Here is a 16,362-nt window from a genome sequence, read left to right as displayed (position 1 = left end):
TTCTCAGTAGTTGGCCTCAATTATTTGTTCTTTGTGGCCTCCTACTTGCTTACTCCACTTCTGAGGCTCAACAAACCAATCCTGACAGTGTTCAGTCCCGGATTGATTCTTTGAATCGAAGGAGACTAGCACCCTCATATTTGCTCTGGCAAAATCTGAGGACGAATCCACTATTCCCCACCCGCAACCCATTTTTACAGTCACAAGCTCCATTTTTTCAAGCTAATCCCATTACCCAAAATGTACAAGTAAGAGTAGATTCCACACTTCGATATAATGTCGCAGATCAGATGGACACCGTCAGAGTTGGCAATGAGCAAGAATACGATTTTGAGGATTTTTCCAAAATCCAGGAGTATAAAGTAAGACAGAGCTACTGGAGAAGCAGAGCCCGTGGGGGTGATGGTGAAAGTGCAGTAGAAGGAAGGGGGTTAATTCCCCCTCTTACCGTAAGTCCTTCTTTGGATAGGCTTTTCGGGGGAAGCGAAATCAACATTACTCCATCAGGCTATGTCAATCTTGATTTTGGAGGCATTTTCAGACGAGTTGACAACCCTACCCTACCAATCAGACAGCAGCGAAACGGCGGTTTCAACTTTGATCAGCAGATTCAAATGGCTGTAAATGGGTCACTTGGGGAAAAAGTGAAAATCGGAGCCAATTTCGACTCAAACAATTCCTTCGACTTTCAAAATCAAATGAAACTGGAATTCAACGGCTTTGAAGAAGACATCATCCAATCCATTGAAATCGGTAATGTCAGCATGCCTGTACAAAACCAGCTGATCCAAGGAGCCCAGAATCTATTTGGTGTCAAAACCCAGCTTAAGTTTGGAAAATTAGGCGTCACAGCCGTGGCATCTACCCAGCGGGGGCGGCGTGACAATCTCACAATTGATGCAAATGGTCAGGGCAGATCTTTTGATATTCAAGCTTCCCAATATGATGAAAATCGACATTTCTTCATTGGACATTTCTTCCGAGACAATTATGAAAGATGGCTCAGAGGACTTCCGCAGGTACTTTCCGGTGTGAATGTGACGAGAATTGAGGTTTATATCATGAACCGGGCGGCCAATACCGAAACACTCAGGAACTTTGCTGCATTCATGGATCTGGGTGAGGGAAGAGTGATTTACAATCCCAACAACCCCAATATCGGATCTGGAAACCCTTCTGCTCCAGCCGGGAATTCAGCCAACAATCTATATTCAAGTATAGCCAACAATCCGGTCTATCGCGCTTTTGACACTGGATCCAGAGCAATGGAATCAAGCTTGGGGATCAAAAAAGGAGTGGACTTTGAGCAAATAAACGGTGCAAGAAAATTGGATCAAACGGAATATTTTTTCAATCCCCAACTAGGCTATTTATCTCTTTTCAGAAGACTACAGAATGATGAAGTTCTCGCTGTTTCTTACGAGTATACCTACAACGGACAAGTATATAAAGTCGGTGAACTAACTGAAGACTATCAAAATAGGCGGGAAGATGAAATGATTTTCATGAAACTTCTTCGACCTGCCCGAATCAATACCCGTACCCCAACGTGGGACCTGATGATGAAAAACGTCTACAGCCTGAATGCAAATCAAATCATGCGGGACGGCTTTCAGCTTCAGGTAATCTATCGGGATGACAGAACCGGTCTTGACAATCCTTCCCTTCTGGAGGGAGCAGAAGTAAAAGACAAACCGTTGATCCGGCTTACAGGGCTGGACAATCTGAATCCGCAAAATGACCCTGCTCCTGATGGGAATTTTGACTTTGTGGAAGGGCTTACCATACTTACAAATCAAGGACTTTTGGTATTTCCGGTGCTAGAACCCTTTGGATCAAATCTTGGAAAATATTTTCAACCAGGAGAAGTAGTCCTAAAAGAGAAATACGTCTACGACACACTATACAGAACCACCCAAGCAGATGCGGAGCTGGTCACCAGACTCAACAAGTATTTTATTAAAGGCAGACTGACAGCCGGCTCTGCCAGTGAGATCCAACTACCCGGACTTAACATCTCTCCGGGCTCTGTGATAGTACAGGCAGGAAATATTCCATTGACAGAAGGGATTGACTTCACCGTCGATTATAATGTAGGGAGGCTTGTAATCATCAATGATGCAATACTCCAATCCGGAAAACAGATCAATGTGAGTTTTGAAAAAGCGGATTTGGTTTCCTTCCAAACCCGAAGTTTGTTGGGCACCAGACTTGATTACCTCTTCAACGACAAATTTAATCTGGGAGGTACTTTCCTTTATTTAAATGAAAGGCCCAATGTCACCAGAATTGCCACAGGCAATGAAACTCTAAGGAATAGTCTGTGGGGTTTGGATGGGAATTTCAGTGATGAATCCAGATGGCTTACCAAAATGGCGGATGCCCTCCCATTTACCAACACCAAAGAGACCTCCCTTGTGCAGTTCAGTGGGGAATTCGCCCACCTTATCCCGGGGACATCCAATCGGGTAAATGGAGATCAAGCTTCTTATATTGATGATTTTGAAGCTGCAATCACCCCATATAATTTGGGAGGGGCGGCCAACCAAAACTGGAAACTGGCATCTACACCCCAGACCTTTGACAATAAATTTGACCTAAGTCACCAAACAGAAGATAACCTGGGTGCATCATACCGTAGAGCAAGAGTGGCATGGTATAATATTGATAATATTTTCTATAGGGAGAGTGGCCCGGGAGTTCCTTCCAATATTACCAGAGAAGATAGGCGAAACCACTACGTCAGACGTGTAGTACCCCAAGAGATTTTTCCTCAGCAAGACCGGGAGGTAATTGTCACTCCAGAACCCCTTTTTGAACTGGCTTATTTCCCCAGCGAGCGGGGAATGTATAACTATAATACAAACCTGACTTCAGATGGATTTCTTCCGGATCCAAAAAGCAATTATGGTGGGGTAACCCGAGCTATTACTACGGAGGTTGATTTTGACCGAACAAATATAGAATACATAGAATTTTGGCTATTGGATCCTTTTATAGAGGGGGAAAACGGACGGGTGCTTGATGGTGTATTTAACCAAAACAATACTACGGGGGGTAAGCTTTTAATCAACCTTGGAGACATCTCGGAAGATTTAATGAAAGATGGCCGTCATTCTTTCGAAAACGGGCTTCCCGCTGACGGAGATCCTGCCAAGACCGGCGAGAATGAATGGGGAAGAATTACCCGCGAGCAATTCCTGTTACCTGCATTTGACAATTCGGAAACATCTAGACAAAATCAGGATGTAGGTCTGGATGGATTGAAAAACGATGATGAAGCTGCTTATTTCGGCTCCCGATTCCTAAACCGCTTAAATGTAAACGCTACAGCGAGAAATCAAATTCTGGAGGATGTTTCCGGAGATCTATTCAAATACTACCTAGATGAGAGTTTTGATCAAAACAATGTTAAAATTCTAGAACGTTATAAAAAGTTTAACGGTATGGAAGGCAATACTCCTGTAACTGCCAACCAAAACCTTCCCTATACTCCCTCCGGATCCAACACTCCTGACAATGAGGATTTGAACAATGACAATACGATCAACGAGCTGGAAAACTACTACTCCTACGAGATGGAGCTGAAGCCGGGCAACATGGTAGTAGGTCAAAATTACATTGTGGATAAGACCACTCACAATGAAGGCGGAGAAAATGTGGATTGGTACTTATTCCGTATTCCTGTCCGTCAGCCGGATCATGTGGAAGGCGATATTTCAGGTTTCAAATCCATTCGATGGATCAGGACTTATTTGACGGATTTCGAACAACCGGTAGTACTTAGAATGGCCAACTTCCGAATGGTGGGAAGTCAGTGGAGAGTTTTTCAAGAATCACTTTTTGAGAAAGGTCTCTTCGAAATCCCTGAACCTGACAATTCTAATGTGACCGTAGATGTGGTAAGTATAGAAGAAAATAGTCAGGGAAGTGCCACCGAAAGTCCTTACGTGCTCCCTCCGGGAATATTCAGAGACAGGGACAATACATCCACAGTGGAAAGAAGGCTGAACGAGCAATCACTTCGGGTGTGCGTAGAAGATCTTGGAGCTAAAGATGCCCGGGCTGTTTTCAAAAATGTCACGTTGGATTTGGTGCAGTTTGAACGGATTAAAATGTTCTTGCATGCAGACAGTGAAAATGCAATGGATGGGGAAATCACGGCATTTCTACGATTAGGCACAGACAATACGGATAACTATTACGAGATCGAGGTTCCTCTTATAATCACGCCAAAAGGAACGAGGGATCCTGGGCAGATCTGGCCTCAAGCAAATGAAATCGACATTGCTATCCAGGATATAGTAGGTGTGAAAGTAGCCCGAGACAACCAGCAAGTACCACTCAATATCCCCTTTTCCCAGCAAGTAGACCGATATAAAGTAACGGTGGTTGGCCGTCCGGAACTGAACCAATCCCAAACGGCGATGATCGGCGTACGGAATCCCGGCACCAACGGTGGAGGAAGCAGAAGTATTTGTATTTGGGCTAATGAGCTTAGGGTAACCGGCTTCACCAAATCAAATGGCTGGGCCGCCAACGCGCTGATGAACGTAAAGATCGCTGATGTGGCTGTAGTGTCGGGATCTATCAGACATAACTCAATAGGTTTTGGAGGACTGGAAACCAGGCTATCACAACGGGCCAGAGAATCAACTACTCAATACGATATCTCCACCAATGTGGATATACATAAACTTCTTCCGGAAGCCTTGGGTGTAAGTATTCCTATGTACTTTTCAATTGAAAACAGCACGACCAAGCCTGAGTACGATCCTTTGAATCCCGATGTTCCCTTTGAAATGGCTCTGCAGAAATTTGAAACACGGGATGAAAAAGATGCTTATCGTAAGATCGCAATGGATCAAGTAAACCGTAAAAACATAAGTTTCAATAACGTAAGAAAAATCAAGACCAATCCTGAAGCAAAAAGCAATTTCTACGATTTGAGCAATTTCTCCTTTTCGTATGCTTTTGGATTAATGAATCAGACTAATGCCCAAATTCAGGATTACACTTACAAAACCTATCGTGGTAACGCTACCTACAGCTTTCAGCCAAAGCCCCTTGCCTTTGAGCCATTTAAGAATGCGGATTTCCTAAATTCCCCTCATCTGAAACTGATTAAGGATTTCAATCTTAACCTATCTCCTACGCTAATATTGGCTAGATTGGATGTTGATCGAAAGCATCTGAGATCCCAATACAGAAATGATGAATTAACTACTACCGGAGTAGATCCGCTATTCCAGAAAAGTTTCTTTATAAACCGATTTTACTCCTTAAACTGGGATTTGACTAAAAATCTACGTGTCGATTATACAGGAAGTGTAATGGCTGTAGTAGATGAACCCCAAGGTGATCTGGACACGGAGCAAAAATCCGATTCGGTAAGGCACAATGCTTGGAGATTTGGGAGGCGTACCAATTACAACCATTCCATTAACCTCAATTATACCCTACCATTGGACAAATCCCCTCTTACAGACTGGATAAGAGCGGAATACAAATACGTCACCACATATACTTGGCTTACGGGGGCTATAGGTCAAAGAGACACACTGGGTAATTCCATACAAAACACCCGGGATCAATCGCTCAACGGTAAATTTGACCTTATCAGGCTTTACAATAAAAACAAAAAGCTTGCAGCTTTAAATGCACCCAAACGACCAAGCATTCCGGGCAGGACCGGAGTGCAGGCAGAAGATACAATAGGTACACCTTTCACCAATAAGCTGGTGAAAATGCTTATGATGGTAAAAGAGGTCACCTTCAATTACGGAAAAATCGAAGGGACTTTTCTTCCTGGCTATATGCCAAATACGGGCCTTTTGGGAATGGACCGCCTATTTGACAATCCAGGTTTGGCATTCTTGCTAGGTAGTCAGGATCCCGGACTGCGAAATGAATTTGCCCAAGCCGGAATCATGGCACCAAGTAGTGAACTCACGCAAACTTTCAGACAATCCAAAGTTACCAATATGACATTTGGTAGTTTGGTAGAACCTTTTCAAGACTTTAAAATCACCCTAAGTGCCACTAAACGCGAGGTGGGAGACTATCAGGAGATTTTCAGAAATTCCATAGACAACCCCGGCACTTATGAGTCCTTAAGTCCCAGTCGACTGGGGTCTTACAGCATATCGACGATTATGATAGGGACAACCTTCAGCAAAGATGGATTTGACAATGCATCATCCCTGTTTAGGGATTTTGAGAATAATCGAGCCATCATCAAAAGTAGGCTCGATGGCTTGGGCGGGGGTGGTGAATATGGAATCAACGGCCAGGATGTGTTGATACCTGCTTTCTTGGCAGCCTATCGAGGGAAGGATGCAGCCGATTTCAACATGAATCCTTTCCCTAGAATGCCATTGCCAAACTGGCGCTTGGACTATCGGGGTCTTTCCAGAATTAAAGCACTTAGCGAGGTCTTCAGCAGCATCAATATCACGCATATGTACACTTCTAGATATGACGTGAGCAATTTTTCCAACTCATTGCAGTATCAGCAAGGACTAGAGCTATACAACACTCTTCAACAAATCCCCAGACCTACCCAAGTAAATGAAGAAGGGCAGTACATCCCAATCTATGTACTTAATCAGGTCGTACTCTCCGAGCGATTTGCACCGTTACTGGGGATAGATATGTTGACAAAAGACAGATTGAATATCTCTATCTTATACAATAAAGAACGGAATCTGGGCTTGAATTTCTCCAACGCCCAAGTGACAGAACAGAAAAGCAATGATTTTGGCTTGTCGCTGGGATATACTAAAGCCGGAGTAAAAGTCCCTTTCAAATTTCAGGGAAAACAAACAATTCTCAAGAATGACCTCCAGTTCAAACTGGATTCAAAGGTGGTCAGTACTAAACAAATTCAGCGAAAGATCGAAGAAGGAAGTACCGTCACAAGTGGAAATCTAAACCTATCTCTTCGACCAACAGTCTCGTATTTGATCAATCAAAATCTAAACCTTACCCTCTATTTCGACAGAACAATCAATGATCCAAGAGTAACAACCGCCTACAGGCGAACTTCCACAGCTTTCGGTGGTCAACTTCGATTTAATTTAGGTCAATAGATTTCATCCTTACTCGATTCCTATTAATTTTGATGCCAATATAACTATTCACAAATATGGATTTCCCTCAAGAACTAAAGTACACCAAAGACCACGAATGGGTTAAAATTGACGGTGATGTTGCAACTATTGGAATCACTGAATTTGCCGCGGGTGAACTGGGTGATATTGTGTATGTAGAAGTTGAAACAACAGGCGATACACTGGATACCAACGAAGTTTTTGGCTCTGTGGAAGCAGTGAAAACTGTTTCAGATTTATTCATGCCTGTTGCAGGTGAGATTTTGGAAGTAAATCCTGATTTGGAAGATTCTCCGGAATTGGTAAATGAATCTCCCTATGAAAAAGGCTGGATGATCAAAGTGAAAATCACCGGTGAGCTTCCTTCTGATTTGCTGTCTGCAGCAGCGTATGCTGAGTTAGTGGGAGAATAAGCCGGTCATTGTGAGATTAGGACTTGCAATAGTTTGGCTACTAGCCATATCCGTTGCCATGCTGACTCCCGGGGGAAATTTCCCTGAGCCTTCATTTAATTCTGAGGACAAACTGATTCACCTCATTTGTTTTGGAGGTTTAAGTTTTCTATGGTGCGGAGTAGGAGTAAAAAGAGCAGATGTAAAAGGTCTACAGGGCCGGGTACTTATCAACTATCTGATTTTCGGTTTAGCCGCTGGTATAGTTTTGGAAAGTGCCCAACTCTTTATCCCTTTTCGATCTTTTGATTATATGGACATGATTGTCAATGGAATAGGCGGAGCCTTAGGCTTATTAGCATATTTTAAGATCCCAACCGGCAAGATTGGCTTGGATTAATGCCTATTAATTATTACAATTGTTAGTCTGAAATAGAAGAAAAATTAACCTTTATAAACCAAACTTATCATGGAAGCAAAAAAGACTCCCAGCGCTGATCTAACCAGAAAGTCAGGAATGTTCCTGAATCTAGGTCTGGCAGTAGCTGTAGGTGCTGTCCTTGCTGCCTTCGAATGGAAGTCATTTGACGATGGTTCTTTGAAAGACCTTGGTCAAGTATCTGACAACTTCGAAGAATTGCTAGATATTCCGATCACAGAGCAGCCACCGCCACCACCGCCGCCGCCTGTAGAGCAGCCGATTATTCAGGAGATTCCTGATGAGGTAGAAATCGAAGAAAAAATCGAAGTAAACTTTGATGTCGATGTAAAAGAAACTACTGTAATCAAAGAAGTGGTAATCGCTGAAGCTCCTGTAGAGGAAAAAGTAGATGCTATCTTTGACGTAGTGGAAACTCAGCCGAACCCTCCAGGGGGCATGTCCGGCTGGAATAAATACCTCAGCGACAACCTCAAATACCCAACTCAAGCAAGAAGAATGGGGATTGAAGGCACAGTAATCGTAGTTTTCGTAGTAAATACGGATGGTTCTATCCAAGATGTTGATGTCTTGAGAGGAATTGGCGGAGGATGTGACGAAGAAGCTATAAGAGTAGTGAAAAGTGCTCCTAATTGGGAGCCTGGTAAGCAACGTGGGCGCCCGGTGCGTACCCGTATGAGACTTCCGATTAGATTCAAACTTGGCTAATCATACAGACCTTGAGACCCGAGAAATCGGGTCTTTTTTTTGTCTTAGCCTTTAACAACTTTTAGCTTAGTTAAATAGTGTTAGCACGTTAGTATCAATGACTTAAGTAGTGTAAATTATTAGAGTAGTTTTTTCTAACCTCTAATATTACACTCATGGAACACAAAAAAAATCCTAAGTCTGATCTAAAAAGATGGTCCGGCATGTTGTTTAATCTGGGACTGGCAGCCAGTCTCGGTGTAGTTTTGGTGGCTTTCGAATGGAAAGCTAAAGATCAGGGGAGTATCAAGACATCTCACGGAATGAAAGATGATTGGGACGACATCGATATTCCCATTACCATCCACACTCCACCTCCGCCTCCACCCCTAGTTCCTATCGAGATAAATATCAAACCCGATGATATTATACTAGACGATCTCACAAGCCCTACGATAGATATAAATACCTCAGTGGAGACTATTATCCCTGATATAGAATTATCCAGCCCTCCAATGATCGAGACAGTGGATGAGATTGTAGACTTCGTAGATGTTCAGGCAACCTTTATGGGTGGGATGGACGCTTGGTATACCTATCTCAACAAAAACCTCAAATACCCCTCTCAAGCGAAAAAAATGGGGATAGAAGGAATGGTAATAGTCCGCTTTGTAGTCAATACTGATGGGTCGATTCAGGACATTGAATTGGTGCGGACAATCGGAGGAGGATGTGATGAAGTAGCCAAAGAAGTAATTCAAAACTCTCCAAATTGGACTCCCGGAAGAATTGGTGGCAAATCAGTAAGATCCCGTATGACTATGCCGATTCGCTTTCGACTGAACTAGCCGCAGATGTATTTTTAAAAAAATGAGGGGCCATCTGGCCCCTTTTCTATAAAACGTTCAATGATTGCTCCTTCACTTTTTCCAGCTCATCTTTCATCAAAATCACATGCTTCTGCATGGCAGCATCATTTGCCTTTGATCCTATGGTATTGATCTCTCTGCCTATCTCCTGACTAATGAACCCCAGCTTTTTGCCTTGGCCGGTTTCTTCACTCAGACAGGTGGCGAAATACTTCAAATGTGTGTCAAGCCGAACGATCTCTTCGGTAATATCCAATTTTTCGAAATAATAGATCAACTCCTGTTCGAAACGGTTGGCATCAAATGAATTCTCGTCAAGCCATTCGCTGAAATGGTTTCTTATCTTTTGCTTGATCCTATCTTTTCTAGCACCTTCTTCAGCCTCGATTTTACTCAAACCACTAGCTATTGCTTTGATATTTCCGCGAAGTTTTTCTTCCAAAGAATTTCCCTCATCCCGTCGGAAAGAATCGCATTTATTAAGTGCCACTGTGAGTACTTTTTTGATTTGCTCCCAATCTTCCTGATCATCCCTTTGCTCACCGGCCACCTGAGTGATTACACTCGGGGCCTGTAGAGCCAGTTTGAAAATATCTTGGGAATTATCCTTCACACTATCAGCAAGCTCTTTGTATTTGGAGTAGAACAGCTTGAACAACTCTTCATTAATGCTCACAGGCATCTCGGCAGACCCCTTAGATTGGAAGTCTATCGATATACTCACTTTACCACGATCTAAAATGGACTGGACCAGATTTCTGATTTCCTGCTCTTTATCATTAAACTGTCTTGGGCTACGGATGGAGAGATCCAAAAACTTTGAATTGAGCGTTCGTACTTCCACCTGGACTACCATTCGCTCATCTTCAAATCCGGCATTTCCGAAGCCGGTCATTGATTTAATCATAATAAGATTTGTAGTTAGAAATTGTAGCCCAAAGTTACATAGAACTTTAAGTCTTCCGCTTCATAATTTCGGATTGGCCTTGCCACGTCCAGCTTTACATAATAATTCAGTAAAACTGTTCTTAAACCAGCTCCATAACTCTGCAACCAAGGATTGTTGAAATTATTCAGCACTATAGTAAATGGGGATCCCTCGGTATTGATGACCTCGGTATTTTGATCATTTACACGCTCCCATGGTGCTGAGTCGTTCCATGCTGATCCAAGATCATAGAAGCCTACCAGCTGGAAATTTCGGATAAAATTCGAAGTTATATTTCCTCTAGTCAGGTAAGAGAACACAGGAATTCTCAATTCAGTTGTAAAGGTAATCACGTTCCTACCCCTAATCTCATCGTAATTATATCCTCTCAGATCGACAAAGTCAGCAAAGAGAATATTGGAATTTTCTACTCCTGTAGGGTTTCTGATCGGAGAAGATTCAGGTCTGTTGGACGGCGGCCGGTAAAACTCGTTGAAGAGCCAGTTGTCCATTCCGCCTACCATATATGTCTGGGGATTGTTTCCCATAAATGATCCGGCATATAATCTTGCGGCTAAGACAATGTTTTTATGAATCGTCTTATACTCTCTCAGATCCATATAGAAGTTATTAAACGAACGGTCCTTTTGGCCAAAAGAGTGATACTGGGAGTACCCGATTTTTCCTTTAAATCCTGTTTGGGAATAAAGACCCAAAGGCTGTGTACGATCATACACAAACTCTGCTTTTCCTCCCACATAGTTGACGTCAAAACGATTTTGATCCGGATCTCGACCGTTGATAAGAGAGTCAGGGTTTAGGTTGAAATATTGAGTCTTAGCCACAAATGGCGAAAGGGAAAATCTTGCGTTGGCATTCAAAGGATAAGAAAATCCTGCTTCCACTTTGGTAAGCACATATTTCTGGAATGTGATATCTCCTTCAGAAATACGGATAGTTCTACGGTCAAATCTTCCTTTGAAATCCACTCGACTTTTCAAATACTCATATTCAAAGAAAATATCTCCTCCGGACCGAAAGTCAAGTGTAGTCATTACTCCACCTTGAAACGAGTGATTATCAAGCAAATCGGTCATTTTCCCTGTCAGACCAATACCAAATCCCCTTAAAGGATCTACCACAAACCGGGTATTGATATTATTGACAAAAAACTGTGGTTCCATTTTCCTAGGACCGGTCACCCGCTTTTGAAGACTCTGTTTTCTAAAAGTTTCCAGCAAAGTTGTGGTGGTCTGGGGAGCTGCAGCCGCAGGAGAAGTAAGGTTACTTGGCAGTGTATCAAATGTATAATTATCCGTATTGATGCCATTTTTAGATTCAAAACTCAGCCGTTTGAGATCGATCGACGAGGTAGTATTTTTCGCAATAGTGTCAAGCTGAATAGTATCAAGCTGTATTAATGGCTCGGCGGGACGGATTGGCTCCCTGGTAACTTGTGGCAGGTTTTCCTTCGCTTCTTTTTCTTCCAGCAATCTTCTCGCAGCCATTCTTTCATTTAGGCTTTTGGCCTGTTCCAGCTGTATTCTTGGAGTGCTGGGAGTAAACTGATCCGAACTGGAGAATCCTTCCACCACCAGATAACTCTCCCTCCCATCACGGACAGAATAAGCCATTTTATTCATTCTACTATTGACGTCGAAAGCCTCTAAACTTTTATTATATGCAGAAATTTGATTGGCAACCTGATTTCCTATACTCATACGCATAAGGTTATTTATCCCACTCAGATCACTGAGATATACGATGGTATTGCTGTTTACTTTTCTGGGCCTTATATTTTTACTGTTTGAATTGGTCAGCTGCTTGGTGACAATAGTATCTGTCACCTGTACCATATAGAGGTTGTAATAATTAGGCAAAGAACCCAATTCCAAATTTTTTCCCATCAGGGAATCTGGCAGATTCGTCGCATTTGAAGAGTATATAATGGTAGAATCATTTAAGAAAACAGGAGTCAATTCGTCAAAGGAATCATTTGTCAGCCTTCTTCCCGCTCCTCTGGCATTAAGGGTATAAATATCAGACTTACCGTTTGATATAGCCGAGAGCACCATGTTTTTACCGGTACTGTTGAAGTCCAAGCTAAGAATCTGGGTGATGTTCCTTAAAAAAATCTTATCCTGATTAGAACCATCAAGGGACCTCAGTCTCAAGGTGGTAAACCCTCTTTTGAAAGAAGCGATAGCAATGTTTGCCGAATCCCTCCAGGCAATTATTGGGGAAGTAAAATTGGGCTCTTGGTCCTGAAGTGACGTCCCGCCTGCAAAAATTGTTTGCTCTCTCCCAGAACTCAACTCCCTTACCTGAACTTTATACTTGCCCCCGTTATTAATCACATAAGCCAGATTCAATCCATCAGGGCTAAATTTGATGTCATTTATCGCTCCAATGAATCTGGGAGACGTCTGTGCTACAGATGCTTCTTTGTTTGGATCTTTGAAGGTCGAAGAAACTTGTTTATTTATATCCAAATAGAACTTCTTCCAGTCTGCAGTGAAGGTCTTATAATTCAGCCCCACTGTATTTGCGATACTATTTTCTTCATTTCTATTTATCCGGGAGAGGTTTAGGATACTGGAGACATACCTTCTTCCATATCGCTCGGCTATGTAATTCCATACTGCCTGGCCTGCCAATGCAGCTTCCTTATCCCTAAGCTTGAGAATTTTTGGATTTTGATCTTCCTCGAAATAGTGACGTACAAAATCGTCCATCTCCCTGCTCCACCCTTTTGCCAAATACAATGAAATACCGTTCACATACCATTCAGGAAAGCTATTGGTAAGATTGGACTGAAAAGCATCAGATACAGAAGAGCCGTAAAGCATCTCTTCAATGATCACTTTTACCGTGCCGTAGATCAAATCTTCCTTGAATGCATCTATCTCACCTTTGTAAGCTACCTCAGCCAGCAATCGATTGAAATTTGTCTGTCCTTGCTCGTTATACTCCTCCTTGTTGAGATTGATATTACTTTGTAAAAGTTCCTCAGGGGAGTTGTAAATGTAAATTTTAGGCTTTGTGTATGCCACATAACCTATCATCTGCGTAAGTCGATTAAACTCGCTTTCCAGGTAATCAATAGCCATTTTGGCGTTTGCCCCACCACGGTCATAATAATACACCTCAAAATTATTTGAGGAATATAAATACCATTCAAATTGTTTATGCTGAATTCTGTTTTTCCCAAAACGCTCTTGGTCAAATTGGGCAAGGGCAAAAAATGAACTCAGCCATAAACCAGCAAAAACTAAAATTCGGAAAAGATGATATCGCATTCGAGTTGCTGAAAGATGTCTTTAAATATAATTAAAATACCGAGCTATGCCCACTTCGGAGTCAATAGCCTTTTCATTTAGTAAATGTGTCGCCATTATTCCACTAAAATAAGGAATTAATGACACTCCTTTGGCTCCAAAACCATTGAATATGTAAACGCCTTCTTCAGTAGGATGTTTTCCCAGAAAAGGTTTTCTATCTCTCGTAGCCGGCCTAATTCCTGTCTTATGACTGATAATTTCCTCAACCGGCAGTCGAACCAAATCTGTCAACTTTTCCAAAATTTCGGTTTGGGCAGCATTTGTCACCCCTACGTCCAGATCATGCTTGGTATAGGTAGAACCTACCCGGTGAATCCCCTTACCCAAATGAACTCTGAAAACACCGCGGTTTACTATGTAATCAGGAGTAAATTTCTGCTTTACTTCCAAAATCTCTCCTTTCACCGGAGCAAAAGGAAGAAAACTGAAGAATCTGGAATTCATTGCTCCCAAACCATTGCAATAAACCACAGCTTTTGCCTTCAGGTCTTTATAAGACCAACATGCATCTTCACGTGAAAATAAGCTTTCATCAAATTTTTCCAAAATCAATTCCTCTTCAAAATACGAGGACATCGCATCAAGTAGATTACGGATATTCAACCAACCTGAGTTGCGTAGCATCACCCCGCCAAAAGGATCCCTGAGAAACTCCGACTGGCTTTCGGAGTAAATCTGCTTCAAGTATACTTCAAAGTCAGGGTCGGCACTGTGTCCCATCCATTCATTTTGCTCTTCTATCGATAGAAAAGGCCTGTAAATCGCTTTTTCAGTTAGAAACTTGCTTCCGGTAATTCTTTCAAGCTCTTTATAAAATGGTACAATCACCGGAAACAATGCATCCGCTTTCCAGGTTTTCACCATCTTCCTCCCTGTCACCGGATTGAAAAGCCCTGCAGCAATTCTACTCGAATTATTAGCCTCAGGCTGATCGATTACCCTAATTTTCTTGCCTGCTTGCTTCAGTCTATAAGCCAGTGCTGTACCGGCAAGTCCATGACCAATGAGCAAAAAATCAATTTCCATAGCCCAAAATAAAGGTTTAATTCCTTATTTTGTTCCAATACCCACATACATTTCCCATGCTTCATATTAAGTCTTTTACATTCAACCCTTTTCAGGAAAACACCTATCTGCTGTATGATGATAAAGGCACGGGAACTTTGATCGATCCAGGTTGCTTTGATCTCGCCGAGCGAAAAGAGCTGTTGGATTTTGTGACGGAAAAAAAAATACGAGTCACCCAATTACTGAACACTCACTGTCATGTAGATCATGTGTTGGGAAATGCCTGGGCAAAAAAAACTTTCGGCGTAGAACTTCTCATACACAAGGAAGAAGCTGCGATACTGAAAGCAGTGGAAGTCTATGCTCCTAATTATGGTTTTGTGGGCTACGAAACCAGTGAGGCGGATGGATATCTCATCGAGGGAGAAAACATCAAAGTCGGGGATGAAGCGCTCAAAATCATCTTCGTCCCGGGCCATGCACCCGGCCACGTGGTCTTTTACCATGAGCCTTCACATCAATGCATAGCAGGAGACACTCTTTTCAGAGGTAGTATTGGACGCACCGACTTACCGGGAGGAAATCATAATTTACTTTTAAGTAAAATCAAATCAGAGCTTTTCGCACTTCCCGAGGAAACCGTGATTTACCCAGGTCATGGCCCTGAAACTACCATAGCTTTCGAAAAAACTCACAACCCATTCGTGGGTAAAAACGCAAGACTTTGAAAATTAAATCTCATATCCCAAATGCGGTCACACTTCTCAACTTACTTTCCGGAGTGGTTGGAATAATTTGGGTAATCAATGGAAATATAGTTTCAGGTGCCTATTTCATTATTCTGGCAGCAGTTTTTGATTTCATTGATGGATTTGCCGCCAGACTCTTGAAAGTGCAAAGTGAAATCGGAAAGCAATTGGATTCCCTGGCTGACTTAGTGTCCTTTGGCGTGCTCCCGGGGATGATACTTTTCCAAATGGCTAAAGTAGGTACCCGGATAGAATGGCTTCCCTATCTCACTTTAATAGTTCCCCTATTATCTGCTATACGTCTTGTCAAGTTCAATCTGGACACTAGACAAAGCGACAAGTTCATTGGGCTTCCAACTCCTGCAAATGCCCTATTCATTTGTACCCTGCCTTACTTCGCTATTAAATGGCCTTGGGTGGGAACTTGGCTTACATCTCCGGTTTTCTTGATTGCGATCGCTTGGATTTTTGCCTTGCTTTTGCTAGCCGAACTCCCCTTAATTGCACTCAAATTTAAGTCTTACTCTTTGGCTGAAAACAAATTCAGGTATGCGCTTTTGGCAATTGGACTAACTTTGATTTTGCTTTTTGGATTAGCCGGAATTCCCCTACTAATTCTATCTTACCTTGGTTTGTCTATCGTAGAAAACAGTCTCAGTTCGGAATGAAATTCCTGCCGCCAAGCTTTCGTGCTTTTTTTTCCGCTACCCGCTTATTTCATCTGCTTCGGGGCAATCTTTATTTTCATCTGTTTATAATTTGATTTTCAATGGTCATATGGAATCTCGCACGTTGAATAATCATCCCTCTGTGTGTCGCCTTAGACATGCTCGATTT

General features: G+C 42.3%; 10 protein-coding genes. 7 read left to right on the top strand and 3 right to left on the bottom strand.

Translation table 11 applies throughout. The features are described from left to right. Positions 1 to 140 precede the first annotated feature (140 nt). The 5 genes from sprA (at position 141) to J2X69_RS21350 (ending at position 9,478) form a co-directional block, all read left to right on the top strand. Positions 141 to 7,091 (top strand): cell surface protein SprA, encoded by a 6,951-nt coding sequence (gene sprA / locus J2X69_RS21370; RefSeq protein WP_310107920.1) that lies wholly within the window; start codon positions 141 to 143, stop codon positions 7,089 to 7,091. A 56-nt stretch (positions 7,092 to 7,147) separates the two neighbouring features. Next, positions 7,148 to 7,525 (top strand): glycine cleavage system protein GcvH, encoded by a 378-nt coding sequence (gcvH, locus tag J2X69_RS21365; protein WP_310107918.1) that lies wholly within the window; start codon positions 7,148 to 7,150, stop codon positions 7,523 to 7,525. 10 nt (positions 7,526 to 7,535) lie between these two features. Next, entirely contained in the window at positions 7,536 to 7,904 is a 369-nt protein-coding gene (locus J2X69_RS21360; RefSeq protein ID WP_310107916.1) for a VanZ family protein, read from the top strand. A 69-nt stretch (positions 7,905 to 7,973) separates the two neighbouring features. Beyond that, entirely contained in the window at positions 7,974 to 8,651 is a 678-nt protein-coding gene (locus tag J2X69_RS21355; protein ID WP_310107914.1) for an energy transducer TonB, read from the top strand. Positions 8,652 to 8,806: 155 nt separating this feature from the next. Continuing rightward, positions 8,807 to 9,478, top strand: a complete 672-nt coding sequence (locus tag J2X69_RS21350; RefSeq protein WP_310107912.1) for an energy transducer TonB — start codon at positions 8,807 to 8,809, stop codon at positions 9,476 to 9,478. A gap of 46 nt (positions 9,479 to 9,524) precedes the next feature. Here the strand turns inward: J2X69_RS21350 and J2X69_RS21345 are convergent, their stop codons facing one another. Genes J2X69_RS21345 through J2X69_RS21335 form a run of 3 tightly spaced genes read right to left on the bottom strand, consistent with a single transcriptional unit; the run spans position 9,525 to position 14,794 of the window. Beyond that, positions 9,525 to 10,406 carry a YicC/YloC family endoribonuclease gene (locus tag J2X69_RS21345; protein WP_310107910.1) on the bottom strand — a complete coding sequence of 294 codons (882 nt, stop codon included), beginning with the start codon at positions 10,404 to 10,406 and terminating at the stop codon, positions 9,525 to 9,527. Between the two features lie 14 nt (positions 10,407 to 10,420). Next, positions 10,421 to 13,726: a biopolymer transporter Tol gene (locus J2X69_RS21340; RefSeq protein WP_310107908.1), complete on the bottom strand. Its 3,306-nt coding sequence runs from the start codon at positions 13,724 to 13,726 to the stop codon at positions 10,421 to 10,423. A gap of 21 nt (positions 13,727 to 13,747) precedes the next feature. Beyond that, entirely contained in the window at positions 13,748 to 14,794 is a 1,047-nt protein-coding gene (locus J2X69_RS21335) for an FAD-dependent oxidoreductase (RefSeq protein WP_310107906.1), read from the bottom strand. A gap of 56 nt (positions 14,795 to 14,850) precedes the next feature. Between J2X69_RS21335 and J2X69_RS21330 the strand changes: the two genes are divergently transcribed. Both J2X69_RS21330 and pssA read left to right on the top strand, forming a co-directional pair. Beyond that, a complete protein-coding gene (locus J2X69_RS21330) occupies positions 14,851 to 15,504 on the top strand; it encodes an MBL fold metallo-hydrolase (protein ID WP_310107904.1) in 654 nt (217 codons plus the stop codon). Continuing rightward, positions 15,501 to 16,193, top strand: coding sequence for a CDP-diacylglycerol--serine O-phosphatidyltransferase (gene pssA / locus J2X69_RS21325; RefSeq protein ID WP_310107902.1), 693 nt, complete (start codon positions 15,501 to 15,503; stop codon positions 16,191 to 16,193). Before J2X69_RS21330 ends, pssA begins: the two co-directional genes overlap by 4 nt. Positions 16,194 to 16,362: the final 169 nt, after the last annotated feature.

Origin of the sequence: Algoriphagus sp. 4150 (assembly GCF_031457395.1) — a bacterium.
Lineage (GTDB): Bacteria > Bacteroidota > Bacteroidia > Cytophagales > Cyclobacteriaceae > Algoriphagus.
This window is presented reverse-complemented; position numbering and strand designations above follow the sequence as displayed.